Annotated in this window: 12 protein-coding genes; 8 read left to right on the top strand and 4 right to left on the bottom strand. The window is 74.0% G+C overall.

Annotation, left to right across the window (positions count from 1 at the left end; genetic code table 11):
- Positions 1–2: 2 nt before the first annotated feature.
- Complete coding sequence (locus RMN56_RS07025; protein ID WP_313723019.1) at positions 3–329, bottom strand: hypothetical protein; 327 nt, start codon at positions 327–329, stop codon at positions 3–5.
- A 96-nt stretch (positions 330–425) separates the two neighbouring features.
- Here RMN56_RS07025 and RMN56_RS07020 point away from each other — a divergent pair, with 96 nt between their 5' ends.
- From RMN56_RS07020 to ilvA, 4 genes are read left to right on the top strand one after another with little or no spacing between them, the layout of a single operon-like run.
- A complete protein-coding gene (locus RMN56_RS07020; protein WP_313723018.1) occupies positions 426–1568 on the top strand; it encodes a cystathionine gamma-synthase in 1143 nt (380 codons plus the stop codon).
- Positions 1569–1584: 16 nt separating this feature from the next.
- Positions 1585–2997 (top strand): amidase, encoded by a 1413-nt coding sequence (locus tag RMN56_RS07015; protein ID WP_313723017.1) that lies wholly within the window; start codon positions 1585–1587, stop codon positions 2995–2997.
- Positions 2998–3008: 11 nt separating this feature from the next.
- The gene (locus tag RMN56_RS07010; RefSeq protein WP_313723016.1) at positions 3009–3983 is read left to right on the top strand and encodes a DUF4328 domain-containing protein; all 975 of its coding nucleotides are present in this window, start codon (positions 3009–3011) and stop codon (positions 3981–3983) included.
- The gene (gene ilvA, locus RMN56_RS07005; RefSeq protein WP_313723015.1) at positions 3980–5200 is read left to right on the top strand and encodes a threonine ammonia-lyase; all 1221 of its coding nucleotides are present in this window, start codon (positions 3980–3982) and stop codon (positions 5198–5200) included. The genes RMN56_RS07010 and ilvA overlap by 4 nt, the downstream gene beginning before the upstream one ends.
- A 130-nt stretch (positions 5201–5330) precedes the next feature.
- Here ilvA and greA read toward each other — a convergent pair whose 3' ends face one another.
- Positions 5331–5831 (bottom strand): transcription elongation factor GreA, encoded by a 501-nt coding sequence (gene greA / locus RMN56_RS07000; RefSeq protein ID WP_313723014.1) that lies wholly within the window; start codon positions 5829–5831, stop codon positions 5331–5333.
- A 148-nt stretch (positions 5832–5979) separates the two neighbouring features.
- Positions 5980–6414, bottom strand: a complete 435-nt coding sequence (locus tag RMN56_RS06995) for a DUF4307 domain-containing protein (RefSeq protein WP_262287043.1) — start codon at positions 6412–6414, stop codon at positions 5980–5982.
- A gap of 203 nt (positions 6415–6617) precedes the next feature.
- Here RMN56_RS06995 and mca point away from each other — a divergent pair, with 203 nt between their 5' ends.
- From mca to RMN56_RS06980, 3 genes are all read left to right on the top strand, one after another.
- The gene (gene mca / locus RMN56_RS06990) at positions 6618–7499 is read left to right on the top strand and encodes a mycothiol conjugate amidase Mca (protein ID WP_313723013.1); all 882 of its coding nucleotides are present in this window, start codon (positions 6618–6620) and stop codon (positions 7497–7499) included.
- 48 nt (positions 7500–7547) lie between these two features.
- Complete coding sequence (locus RMN56_RS06985; protein WP_313723012.1) at positions 7548–7841, top strand: hypothetical protein; 294 nt, start codon at positions 7548–7550, stop codon at positions 7839–7841.
- A 216-nt stretch (positions 7842–8057) separates the two neighbouring features.
- On the top strand, positions 8058–10553 hold the full coding sequence (locus tag RMN56_RS06980; protein ID WP_313724662.1) for a putative bifunctional diguanylate cyclase/phosphodiesterase: 2496 nt from the start codon (positions 8058–8060) through the stop codon (positions 10551–10553).
- A 57-nt stretch (positions 10554–10610) separates the two neighbouring features.
- On the opposite strand, the gene RMN56_RS06975 is transcribed toward RMN56_RS06980, so the two are convergent.
- Entirely contained in the window at positions 10611–11636 is a 1026-nt protein-coding gene (locus RMN56_RS06975; RefSeq protein ID WP_313723011.1) for a phosphatidylinositol-specific phospholipase C domain-containing protein, read from the bottom strand.
- A 212-nt stretch (positions 11637–11848) separates the two neighbouring features.
- Here RMN56_RS06975 and RMN56_RS06970 point away from each other — a divergent pair, with 212 nt between their 5' ends.
- Positions 11849–12742 carry a hypothetical protein gene (locus RMN56_RS06970; RefSeq protein ID WP_313723010.1) on the top strand — a complete coding sequence of 298 codons (894 nt, stop codon included), beginning with the start codon at positions 11849–11851 and terminating at the stop codon, positions 12740–12742.
- Positions 12743–12792: the final 50 nt, after the last annotated feature.

The following is a 12792-nucleotide window of genomic DNA, read 5'->3' as shown; positions in this document are numbered from 1 at the left end:
GGTCAGACGGCGAGTTCCGGAAGGCGGCGCTCCCACAGAGCGATCACCCGCCGAGCGGTCAGACGCCGGATGCGTGGCCAGTCGCGACGAAGGAGAGTGGCGTTGACGTAGCGGATGATGTCGTCACGTTGTCCGCAGTCCATCAGCGTCCGGTAGAGCGTCAGCCGCTGCCGGGGGTCGGCGACGTCGAACTGGGTCGGGCCGGACCAGGCGAGGCGGACCGGCAGACTGACCCGGCCCTGGTCGGGGCCGGCCAGGTGCCCCAGCGAGGCGGGAATCCGGTCGACCACGCCGAGGAGACGGGACGGCATTGATTCGGTCGAGGTCACCGAGCCAGTATGGCCGACCCCTCGGACAACCTCCGGGTTGTGGTGTCGGGCGGGTTCCACGCGGTGGGACGCGGCGGGCGGACTAACGTCTCGGGAATGAGTCACGGCTTCGAGACGCTCGCCATCCACGCCGGTCAGGACCCGGAGGCCCGCACCGGCGCGGTGATCCCGCCGATCTATCAGACCAGCACCTACGCCCAGGACGCCGTCGGCGCGCCCCGGCAGGGCTACGAGTACAGCCGCTCCGGCAACCCGACCCGGGACGCGCTCCAGGAGTGCCTGGCGGCGCTGGAGGGCGGGCCGGTGGGGTTGGCCTTCGCCAGCGGCCTGGCCGCCGAGGACGCCCTGCTGCGGACCGTCTGCAAGCCAGGCGACCACGTGGTGATCCCGGACGACGCGTACGGCGGCACCTACCGGCTGTTCGCCAAGGTGGCCGAGCGCTGGGGGCTGGAGTACACCCCGGCGAAGGTCTCCGACCCGGACGCGGTGCGGGCCGCCATCCGTCCCGGCGCCACCCGCATCATCTGGGTCGAGACGCCGACCAACCCGCTGCTCGGCATCGCGGACATCGCCGCGCTGGCCGCCGTCGCGCACGAGGCCGACGCGCTCCTGGTGGTCGACAACACCTTCGCCTCGCCGTACCTCCAGCAGCCGATCGCGTTCGGCGCGGACGTCGTGGTGCACTCCACCACCAAGTACATCGGCGGACACTCCGACGTGGTCGGTGGCGCCCTCGTCGCGGCCGACCGGGCGCTCGGCGAGGAGCTGCGCTACCACCAGAACGCGATGGGCGCCGTGAACGGCCCGTTCGACGCCTGGCTCACCCTGCGCGGCATCAAGACCCTCGGCGTACGCATGGACCGGCACTGCGACAACGCCGAGCGGATCGCCGCCTACCTGGACGGTCACGCCAGGGTCGCGCAGGTCCTCTACCCCGGCCTGCCGGCGCACCCGGGTCACGAGGTGGCCGCCAAGCAGATGCGGCGGTTCGGCGGGATGATCTCCTTCCGGGCGGCGGGCGGCGAGGAGCACGCCGTGGAGATCTGCAACCGGGCGAAGCTCTTCGTGCTCGCCGAGTCGCTCGGCGGGGTCGAATCCCTGATCGAGCACCCGGGACGGATGACACACGCGAGCGCTGCCGGCTCGCCGCTTGAAGTTCCCGGCGATCTCGTGCGACTGTCTGTCGGCATCGAGACGGTCGACGACCTGCTCGCCGATCTGGAGCAGGCGCTGGGCTGACCGCTGGCTGGGGAGGATGGCCGTGCAGGACATCATGCCGACGACCTGGGTGGGGGCGACCGCCAAGCAGATCGCCCGCGGCGTGCGCCGGGGTGACGTCTCCGCCACCCAGGTCGTGGCCGACCACCTCGACCACATCGCCCGGGCCGACGCCGAGCTGGCCGCGTTCCGCGCGGTCCGCGGCGGCGAGGCGATCACCGAGGCGGAGAAGGTCGACGAGCAGGAGGACCTGGCCAACCTCCCCCTGGCCGGCGTGCCGGTGGCGGTCAAGGAGAACACCGCGGTGGCCGGCCTGCCGACGTGGAACGGGTCGGCCGCGGTGCGCACCCCCGTGGCGGAGGCCGACCACGAGGTGGTCCGCCGGCTGCGCGGCGCGGGCGCGGTGATCCTCGGGGTGACCCGGATGCCCGAGCTGGGCCTCTGGGCCCTCACCGACGACGAGACCGGGGTGACCCGCAATCCCTGGGACCCGGCCCGGACCCCCGGCGGCTCTTCCGGTGGGGCGGCCGCCGCGGTGGCCGCCGGGCTGGTGCCGATGGCGCACGCCAACGACGGCCTCGGCTCGATCCGCATCCCGGCGGCCTGCTGCGGCCTCGTGGGGCTGAAGCCCGGCCGGGGCGTGGTGCCCTGCCAGCTCGGCGCGGACGACTGGTTCGGCCTCACCGAGCACGGCGTGCTGACCGGCACGGTGGCCGACGCGGTGGTCGGCTTCTCGGTGCTGGCCGGGCGCCGCCCGGACAAGCTGGTCCCGCCGCCGCGGCTGCGGGTCGGCGTCTCGCTGCGGTCCCCGGTGCGCGGCGTCTCGCCGGACGCGCCGAACCGCGACGCGGTCGCCGCCGCCGGCCGGCTGCTCGCCGCCGCCGGGCACGACACCGTCCCGGCCGACCCGGTCTACCCGACCCGGCTCGGCCTGCAGGGCATCGCCACCTGGTTCGCCGCGGCCGCCACCGAGGTGCAGGCCGCGGGCGTGGAGCGGCGGGGCCTGCAGCGGCGCAGCCGCCGGCACGTCGCGCTCGGCGAGTGGGCGCAGCGCCGGGGGTACGTGCGCGAGGCCGACCGGGCCGCCTGGCGCGAGCGGTCGGTGAACTTCTTCGCCGACCACTCGGTCGACCTGCTGCTCACCCCGGCGCTGGCCGGCCCGCCGCCGGAGGCCGCCGGCTGGTCCGGCCGGTCCTGGCTGGCCAACATGCGGGCCAACATCCGGTACGCCCCGTACGCCGCGCCCTGGAACATCGCCGGGCTGCCGGCGATCGTGGTGCCGGTCGGCCGCCGCCCGGACGGCCTGCCGGTCGCCGTGCAGTTCGTCGGCCCGCCCGGCTCGGAGCTGCTGCTGCTCGGCGTGGCCGGCCAGTTCGAGATGCAGGCGCCGTGGCAGCGGCACGCCCCCGGCTACCCCCGGGTCGGGACGGGGTCGCCGGCCCGCGCATGATCGTCTAGCGTGTGCGCACCTTTACCGCGCACACCCTCCGGACGGTCGACATGCACTGCCAGACCTGCGGGGACGCCCTGTCCCCCGCCGACAACGAGTGCCCTCGTTGCGGCACGCTCCCCGGTCAGCCCGCGGTGCTGCCCGGCGTGTCCACGTACGCCGTCCGCGGCCTCGGCACGGCGGCCGCCATCGCGGTCGGCGCGGCGACCGTGCTCTACCTGCCCGGCGCGCTGTTCTCCCTGGTCGGGTTGCGCATCGCCCGGGCGGCGGCCGAGCAGGCCGACCGCGACCTGCTGATGGGCGCCGCCGTGGCCGAGGTGCTGCTCGTCCTGCCGTACCTGATCGCTCTGCTGGTCGCCGCGGTCCTGGTCATCGTCTGGACCTGGCGGGCGCGGAAGAACATCGAGGCGTTCCCGGGCGCCCAGCCGCCGCTGGGGGCCGGTTGGGCGATCGCCGGCTGGCTGGTCCCGATCGCCAACTTCGTCGTGCCGGCCCGGGTGATGGCGAGCGTGGCCCGGAACAGCACGTGGCGGCGGAGCACACCCCTGCTGGTCGGCGTCTGGTGGGCGGCGTGGCTGGTGTTCACCGTCGGCGACCGCATCGTCAGCCGGAACGAGGAGCAGCGGTACGCCCGGCTGACCGAGTGGCCCCGCAACGACGTGGAGTTCGGCACCTACGTCCACTACTACCAGGACGCGCTGGGTCCGCGGCTGATCCCCGTCGTCGCCGTGCTGGTGGCGGGTTTCTCCTTCGTGGTGCTGATCCGGCGAATCTCCGCCGCCCAGCAGGACCGCATCGCGCGGGCGGTCCCGGTCTGGCCCGCTCACCCCGGCTGGCCGCACCCCGGCGCGGTCGTCCCGGCGCCCGGAGCCGCCCCGGGCCACCCGGCGCAGCCCGTCACCGGCGTGCCGCCCCAGGTGGCGACGGCTCCGTCGGTGACGTCGCCGCAGGTTCCCCCGGGTGCGGGTGGCACGATCGGGGCATGACGGAACTGGTCGGTCTCGCCGACGTACAGGCCGCGCGGGAACTGCTCGCCGGCGTCACCCGTACCACCCCGCTGGAGCCGTCCCGGCCGCTCAGCGCCGCGCTCGGCGGGCCGACCTGGTTGAAGTGCGAGAACGTGCAGCGCGCCGGGTCGTACAAGGTGCGCGGCGCGTATGTGCGGATCTCCCGGCTCTCGGCCGAGGAGCGGCAACGCGGGGTGGTCGCGGCGAGCGCCGGCAACCACGCCCAGGGGGTCGCGCTCGCCGCCGGCCTGGTCGGCACGCACGCCACCGTATTCATGCCGGTCAACGCGCCGCTGCCGAAGGTGGCCGCCACCAAGGGGTACGGGGCCCAGGTCGAGCTGGTCGGCAACACGGTGGACGAGTCGCTGGTGGCGGCGCAGACCTTCGCCGAGCGGACCGGGGCGGTCTTCATCCACCCGTTCGACCACCGCGACGTCATCGCGGGTCAGGGCACCGTGGCCCTGGAGATCCTCGAACAGTGCCCGGACGTGAAGACCATCGTGACCGGGGTGGGCGGCGGCGGGCTGATCTCCGGACTGGCGGTGGTGGCCAAGGCGCTGCGTCCCGACGTACGCGTGATCGGGGTGCAGGCGGCGAGCGCCGCCGCCTTCCCGCCCTCGCTGAAGGCCGGCGAGCCGGTCCGGCTGCCCTCCTTCTCGACGATCGCCGACGGTATCGCGGTCGGCCGCCCCGGCGAGCTGACCTTCACCCACGTCCGCAAGCTGGTCGACGAGATCGTCACGGTCTCCGAGGAGGACATCTCCCGGGCGCTGCTGATGTTGCTGGAGCGGGGCAAGCAGGTGGTGGAGCCGGCCGGCGCGGTCGGCGTGGCGGCGCTGCTGGCCGGGGTGGTGGAGGTCCAGGCGCCGGTGGTGGCCGTGCTGTCCGGCGGCAACATCGACCCGCTGCTGATGCTGCGCGTGATCGAGCACGGCCTGGCGGCCGCCGGCCGCTACCTGCGGGTCACCGTCCGCTGCACGGACCGGCCGGGCCAGCTCGCCTCCCTGCTCGGTGAGATCGCCGAGCACCGGGCCAACGTGGTCGACGTGGTGCACCAGCGCGCCAACCCGCACCTGCGGCTCGGCGAGGTGGAGGTGGCGCTCTCGGTGGAGACCCGCGGCGTGGAGCACTCGGACACCTTGATCAGCGCCCTGCGGGCCAGCGGTTACCAGGTGGTCTTCGCCGGCGAGGGGTGAGCGCGCCGCGAACGCGACCGCCCCGGCCGGACGGTGCCGGTCGGGGCGGTCGGGTGTGGCTCGGGGCCGAGGAGCCTGTCAGCCTCGGTCGGGTCGGACCCGAGCCGTCCGGCGCGGGTCCGGATGGCGGCTAGCCGGAGAACGGCTCGAACTTGACCACCGTCACCTTGATGGCGGCGCCGCTGGGCGCCGTGTAGGTGCAGGTCTGGCCCGCCTTGCCGCCCAGGATCGCCTTGCCGAGCGCGGACTCGGGGCTGTAGACGGTGAGGTCGGTCGTGGAGGCGATCTCGCGGGAGCCGAGCAGGAAGGTCTCCGTGTCGTCGGCGTCGTCGTCGAAGTAGATCGTCACGACCATGCCGGGCGACACCACGTCGGCGGTCGGCGCCTCGCCGACCTTGGCCGTGCGGAGCAGCTCCTTCAGGTAGAGGATGCGGCCCTCCGCCTTGCCCTGCTCCTCGCGCGCGGCGTGGTAGCCGCCGTTCTCCCGCAGGTCGCCCTCCTCCCGCCGGGCGTTGATCTCGGCGGCGATCACCGGCCGGTTGGCGATGTGCTCGTCGAGCTCGGCCTGCAGGCGGTCGTACGCGTCCTGGGACAGCCAGGTGGCGGGCGCCTCGTTGTCATTGGTGGACACAGGCGATCTCCTCGTTGGTGCGGACTGGCTGACAGGTGAACTACCAATTTACCAGTGCGGGCCGGGCCGGGGTGTCGCCGATCACCCCGGGTGCCGGCGGTGGGACCCGGGGTGCGTGTGTGTCCCGGCGGCTCGCCGGGCTCCCGGCTCAGCCGGCCGGTCGGCAGCGCAGCACCTCGCCGATGAAGGGCCGGGCGGTGGTGGGCACCTCCTGCCGGGCCCGGACGTGGCGTTCGCCGGGTGGGGCGGTCACCGTGGCCTCGACGTGGCCCACCTCGGCGCCGTCGTGGGAGCGGGCCCGCAGCAGGCAGGTCGCCGAGCCGCCCTCCGGCACCGTCACCCGGAAGTCGACCACCACCCGGGAGTCGGTGATGTCGGTGTAGGTGATCAGCTCGGCGCGGTAGTCGGGGTCGCCGTACTGGCTGTAGAGCCGGGCGGCGACCAGCCCGAGGAGCGCCAGCAGGACGGCCGCCACCAGCACGAGCAGGAGGGGACGGCGGCGCCCCGGCTCCCGGCGGCGGCCGTAGCGGCCGGGCGGGAACACCGGTGCGCCCGATGGGACTGTGGCGTGCGTCTCGCTCACCGGCGGGTATCTCCTGGCGTTGTTGTCGGCGGCATCGGCAAGAATGGCAAAGTCCATCTTCCCAGCCCGGCGCTGAGTCAAGAATGGCAGGTCGGCCCCGCCGCCGATCGGCCACCACGGGGGCTTTCGCGGGCGCGGGGGGAGATTCCGGCAGGTCAGCCGGGCGGGCCGGGCCCGGTGGGCACAGACGAGGAGCGCCGAAGGTGGCAGAACAACTGCGGCTCATGGCGGTGCACGCCCATCCCGACGACGAGTCGAGCAAGGGCGCCGCCACCATGGCGAAATACGTCGCCGAGGGGGTGGATGTTCTGGTCGTCACCTGCACGGGTGGCGAGCGGGGCAGCGTGCTCAACCCCAAGATGGACCGGCCCGACGTGTGGGCCAACATCGGCGACATCCGCCGCGCCGAGATGGACGCGGCCCGGGCCATCCTGGGCGTCGAGCAGGCCTGGCTCGGCTTCGTCGACTCGGGGCTGCCCGAGGGCGACCCGCTGCCGCCGCTGCCGGGGGGCTGCTTCGCCCTGGAGGACGTCGAGGTCGCGGCCGCCCCGCTGGTGCGGCTCATGCGCCAGTTCCGCCCGCACGTCGTCACCACGTACGACGAGGAGGGCGGCTACCCGCACCCCGACCACATCATGACCCACAAGGTGACGGTGGCCGCCTTCGAGGCCGCCGGTGACCCGGACCGCCACCCCGAGCTGGGCGAGCCGTGGCAGCCGCTCAAGCTCTACTACGACGTGGGCTTCTCGCGGGCCAAGATCATGGCCCTGCACGAGGCGATGCTCGCCGCCGGCCTGGAGTCGCCCTACGGGGAGTGGATGAAGCGCTGGGAGGATCGTCCCGACAAGGGCGAGCGGATCACCACCCGCGTCGACTGCGCCGAATACTTCCCGGTCCGCGACGACGCGCTGCGCGCCCACGCCACTCAGATCGACCCGGACGGCTTCTGGTTCCAGGTGCCCATGGACCTCCAGCAGCGCGCCTGGCCGACCGAGGACTTCCAGCTCGCCCGCTCGATGGTGGACAGCCCGCTGCCCGAGTCCGACCTCTTCGCCGGGGTGCGCGAGACGTGCCATGCCCGTTGATTCCCCGGCGGGCTACGCTGGTGGTCAGCCGCACATCGGAGGAACACCATGCTGACCACCGCCCAGGTGCTCGCGGAGAACAACTTCGGTGACACCCGCACGGGTGGTCTGGCCGGCCCGATGGGCCTCTTCCTCATCGTGCTGCTGGCCATCGTCACCGTCCTGTTGATCCGCAACATGAACGCCCGGCTGCGCCGGCTGCCCGACCGGTTTCCCCAGCAGGGCGGCCCGGCCGAGCCGGGCCGGACCGACGCGTCAGTCGCTGATCCGACAGACGGGACCGCCGCGCAGGATTCACCGACAGACGGCCCCAACGGCTCCCAGCAGCGCCGGAACGGCTGAACAGCGCGTGAATCACGCCGAAGCCGGTCGTCAACCCCTGTTGCGACCACCGGGTTTGGCTTAGCCTTCCGCCGGGGGGACCGAAAGGCCCTGAGCCGTGCGCGGAAGGGGGGCGCCGATGTCGATGGCAGCTACGGCCCCCGACCGTGCCCCGGGGCCGCCGCCTGACGGGGTGGGTCGGTGACCTCCGGCCGGGCCGGCGATCCCTCCGATCGGCTGGGCCTGCGCGGCACACCGGTCGGCGTGCTGCTGCTGACCTCCGCCGTCGCGGTCACCGCCGTGGTGGCCGCCGTGGTCGGTCTCACCGTCCCGGCGCACCTGCCGCCGGACGACCCGCTGCCCGGCTTCGTCCGGTTCGGCGTGGCCGTCGTGGCGTTCGGCGTCGCCCAGTTCGCCCGGCTGCGCTTCCGCACCGCCTCGGGCATGGTCAGCATCACCTGGGGCGAGGCGGCCCTCGTCGTCTGCCTCTACCTGGTGCCGGCCGGCTGGCTGCCGGCCGCCGCCCTGCTCGGCGCCGGTGCCGCCTGGACGACGATGTCGCTGGTCGCCGACCGCCGGCCCGTGCTGGAGCTGATCCGGATCGCCGGCTCGCTCACCGCCGCCACCGCGCTCGCCGCCGCGGTCGCCAGTGCGCTCGGCCGGCCGCTGCTGGCCGCATCCACCCCCGAGCTGGCCCTGGCGCTGAGCGCCGCCGCGGTGGTCTACCTGTTCACCACCGCCTGGCTGGGCGGCGCCAGCCTCGCCCTGCTCCACGGCATCCCGATCGGGCCGCCGCTGCTCGCCGCGCTCCGCGGCAAGCTGCTCATGTTCGTCGGCAACGTGGCGGTCGGCCTCGTGGTCGTCACCCTGCTGGAGGTCGACCCCCGCTGGCTGCTGCTCCTGCCGCCGCCGCTCTGGCTGCTCCAGCAGACCTACCGGCACCGGCTCCGGGCCGACCAGGAGCGGCGCACCTGGCGGGCCTTCGCCGAGGCCACGGCCGCGCTCAACCAGCTCGACGAGCGGGGCGTGGCGACCGCCGCGGTGACCGGGGTGCTCACCCTGTTCGGCGCCGAGCTGGTCGAGGTGGACGTGGCGCGGGGCGACGCCCGCTGGCACCGCTACCGGGCGGACACCGGCGCGCAGGTGCGCGACCGCGAGGTCGAACCACCGTCGGCCACCGGGGCGGGCGAGCACGAGCTGGTCCGTCGGCTCACCGTGGGCAGCGCCGAGGTCGGCCAGCTCCGGGTCCGGTTCGCCCGGTCCGCCCCGCCCACCGCCCGGGAACACGACGGCGTCGCGGCGTTCGGCGACGCGCTGGCCGCCGCCCTGCACGACGCCGCGACCCACCGCGAGCTGCGGCTGGTCACCGCCCGCTCGTCGTACGAGGCGGTGCACGACCAGCTCACCGGGCTGCTCAACCGGGCCGCCCTGCTGGCCAAGGGCGACCAGGCGTTGCGGCAGCGCGCCCACGACCACCCGGTGGCGCTGCTGCTGCTCGACATCAACCAGTTCAAAGAGGTCAACGACACGCTCGGCCACGCGGCCGGCGACCAGCTGCTGCGGCTCGCCGCGAGCCGGCTGACCACCCTGGCCCGTCCGGGCGACCTGCTCGGGCGGCTCGGCGGCGACGAGTTCGCCCTGCTGCTCACCACCGTTCCGGTGGTCGACGACCGGGCCGCCCCGCTGGCGTACGCGCTGCGCCAGGCCCGGGAGATCGCCGAGCGGCTCGCCGCGCCGACCGAGGTGGCCGGGGTGCGCATGTCGGTCGAGGTGGCGGTCGGCGTGGTGGTCGCCGACGCGGGCACCGCCGACCTGACCGAGCTGCTGCGCCGGGCCGACATCGCCATGTACCAGGCGAAGGAGGGCGGCGGCAGCGTCGCCGCGTACGACAGCTCCCGCGACGCGGCGAGCACCGATCACCTGGCGCTGCTCGCGGAGCTGCGGGAGGCCCTGGCGGCCGACGACCAGCTGGTGCTGGCGTTGCAGCCGGCGGTGGACCTGGCCACCGGCGCGCCGACCGGGGTGGAGGCGCTGATCCGCTGGCGGCACCCGCGCCGGGGCTGGCTCGGCCCGGCGGACTTCATCCGGCCGGTGGAGTACAGTGAGCAGCTCGGCACCTTCACCCGTTACGTGCTCGACAAGGCCCTCGCGGTGGCGGCCGACTGGGCGCGCGAGGGGCTGGACATCCCGATCTCGGTGAACCTGTCGGCGCGCAGCCTGCTCGACCCGCGGCTGCCGGCCGAGATCGGCGAGGCGCTGCGCCGGCACCAGGTTCCGCCGCACCGGCTGGTCCTGGAGATCACCGAGACGGTGGTGATGAGCGAGCTGGAGGTCATCGACGAGGTGCTGGCCACCCTCCGCGCGATGGGCGTGCAGCTCGCCGTCGACGACTTCGGCACCGGGTTCTCGTCGCTGACCTTCCTGACCCGGATCGCCGTCGACGAGTTGAAGGTGGACCGCTCCTTCGTGCTCCGGATGGCCGACTCGCCGGAGGCGGCCGCCATCGTGCGGACCACGGTCGGGCTCGCCCACGAGCTGGGGCTGCGGGTGGTCGCGGAGGGCGTCGAGACCGCCGAGCAGCGGGCCGCCCTGGCCGAGCTGGGCTGCACCGCCGCCCAGGGCTACCACTTCTTCAAGCCGATGCCCGCGGACAAGATCGGGGCGGTGCTCGGGTCGCTCACGGACACGGCGCGCGGCAACGTCTTCCCGCTCCGCGCCGACGGCGCCTCCTGACCGTCCCGCCCCGCCGGGGCCGCTCGCCCCGGCGGCGCGGACCGGTCGATCGCGTGGTCAGCCGCGGGGCAGCACGTCGTCGAGCACGGTGGGCAGGGCCGCCCAGTCGGCGGAGGCGATGCTGGCGTGCGCGCGGGCCAGCTCGGCCACCCGGGCCGCCGCCGCGTCGGCGTCGCCGGCGCCCACGGCCGGCGGGACGTTCTGCGCGTCGGTCATCACCAGCAGGTAGTGGTTGGCGTCGTACCAGGCGGTGTCGACGCCCCCGGTGACGTACGCCGTGGCGTCGCCGTCGAAGAGCACGAACCAGGGCCGCAGGCTCGCGTCGGCGTACCGGGTGCGCGGGTCGCCGGCCTGCGCCCGGTGCACGGCCGGGAACGCGCGGGCCGCGCCCAGCGTGCCGGCCGCCGCGAGGCCGGCCAGGTGGCGGGCGTACTCGACGTCGGTCCAGAGGGTGTCGGTCGGGTTGCCCTCCTCGACGGTGCCGGGGATCAGCTCGACGATCACCCGGCCGGCGAGCTGTGCCCGGCTGGGCCAGGCGTCGGCGCGCGCGGCGGCGTCCAGGCTCGCGCGGCCGCCGAGCAGGTCGGCCGGGCGGAACACCCGGTCGCCGAGCCGCGCGGCGAGCACGGCGTCAAGCTGGGCCGGCCCCTGCCCGGTACGGCCGCTGAAGCCGGTCTTCAGCTCCAGTTTGAGGACGAGCGGGCCGGCGTCGGGGTGGGCGCCCAGCCAGAGCCGGATGTCGTCCAGGCAGTGCTCCAGGCTCCGGTTCCGGGTGCCGGTGTAGAGCTGGGCGGCGCTCGTGGCGGCCACGCAGTTGTTGTCGTTGCCGAGCGGGTTGGAGTGGCTGACCCGCCACTGCCGGGTCAGCACGTCCGGCCAGACGTCCAGCTCGATCAGCCCGGGCCGGGCGTCGAGCGCCTGCGCCAGGTAGGGGTAGGTGCCGCGCTCGTACGCGTTGTGGACCCCGACGCCGGTGGTGGCGGAGAACCGGGTCTCCGGCGGGACCGCGGCGGTCGCGGTGCCGGGAGCCAGCACCGGTCCAGCGAGGGCGGCGAGGGCGAGCAGGGCGGGGAGTCTGCGCATGAACCGTCTCCTTCGGACGGCCCGGCGGCCGCCGGGCATGCGCTGATTTAAATCAACAAAGATGAATATCGGAAGGACGGATAGTGTCCCGCGGTCGCGTCGCCGACACCGGGCCCGAACGGGACACCGCAATCGACGGTCGTTCCCTAGCCTTTGGCGTGACGGCGCACGACCTGCGTCGCGCTTCATGTCCAACTACGGGGGAGGACAGCATGACCCGTTCCTGGCACCGATCCCTGCTCGCCGCAGCCCTGTCCCTGACCGCCGGCGCCGCCGGTCTGGTCGTCTCCACGCCGGCCCAGGCAGGCACGCCGCAGACCTGGTCGTTCAGCGTGGTGGGCGAGCCGGGCGATCCGGTCACCGCCGGCAACTCCTATTCGTACAGCTCCGGCAACCCCACGCCTGGCGACGAGATGAACGCCTGGGGCGACGAGAACCAGAGGTTCTTCGGGATGGAGTTCTGGAGCGACGCCGACAACTTCTGGCACCTGACGCTCTCGGCCCCGACGGGGGAGAAGCTGAAGCCGGGCGACACCTACCAGAACGTCGGCCAGCCGTACAGTGACGAGGCGGGCATCGGCCTGGACAACGCCGGCTGGGGACGGTCCTGCTCACAGAGCACCGGCTCGTTCACCATTCTCGATGTCTCCTGGGGGCCGTTCGGCTACCTGGAGCGGTTCGACGCGACGTTCGAGTACCGCTGCGAGGGCGCGACCGGAGGCTCCCACGGGGAGATCCACATCGGGAACCCGCCGCCGGTGCCCGCGCTCGACGCGACCGTCTCGGTGAACCCCACCGCCACGGTCAACAGCAAGGGCATCGCCACGGTGCGCGGCACGCTGACCTGCACCCGGGAGGACACTCTGAGCGTGTCCGGCGAGCTGCGCCAGCAGCAGAAGAAGGCGGGCCTGGTCACAGCCCTGTACTCCGCCTCGGTCCCCTGCACCCCGGGGCAGGAGGTCGCGTGGTCGGCGAGCACCTACCCGGCCGACGTCCATTTGGAGCGCGGCACGGCCGAGGCGGTCACCGAGGTGCCCATCCGGGACTTCGTCTACTGGCGTGAGTTCACGGTGACCGACACCTCGACGATCACCCTCACCCGCTGACGGGACGGCCGGGCCGGGGCAACGTCTCCGGCCCGGCCGTCCCGCTCGCG

Source organism: Micromonospora halotolerans, from assembly GCF_032108445.1.
Taxonomy (GTDB): Bacteria; Actinomycetota; Actinomycetes; order Mycobacteriales; family Micromonosporaceae; genus Micromonospora; species Micromonospora halotolerans.
Note: the sequence above shows the minus strand (reverse complement) of the source record. Positions and strands in the feature narration are given on the sequence as shown.

Bases quoted from the DNA above. Each gene is read 5' to 3' on its own strand.
- RMN56_RS07020 (WP_313723018.1), top strand. From the start codon at position 426: ATGAGTCACGGCTTCGAGACGCTCGCCATCCACGCCGGTCAGGACCCG.
- RMN56_RS07015 (WP_313723017.1), top strand. From the start codon at position 1,585: ATGGCCGTGCAGGACATCATGCCGACGACCTGGGTGGGGGCGACCGCC.
- ilvA (WP_313723015.1), top strand. From the start codon at position 3,980: ATGACGGAACTGGTCGGTCTCGCCGACGTACAGGCCGCGCGGGAACTG.
- RMN56_RS06985 (WP_313723012.1), top strand. From the start codon at position 7,548: ATGCTGACCACCGCCCAGGTGCTCGCGGAGAACAACTTCGGTGACACC.
- RMN56_RS06975 (WP_313723011.1), bottom strand. From the start codon at position 11,636: ATGCGCAGACTCCCCGCCCTGCTCGCCCTCGCCGCCCTCGCTGGACCG.
- RMN56_RS06970 (WP_313723010.1), top strand. From the start codon at position 11,849: ATGACCCGTTCCTGGCACCGATCCCTGCTCGCCGCAGCCCTGTCCCTG.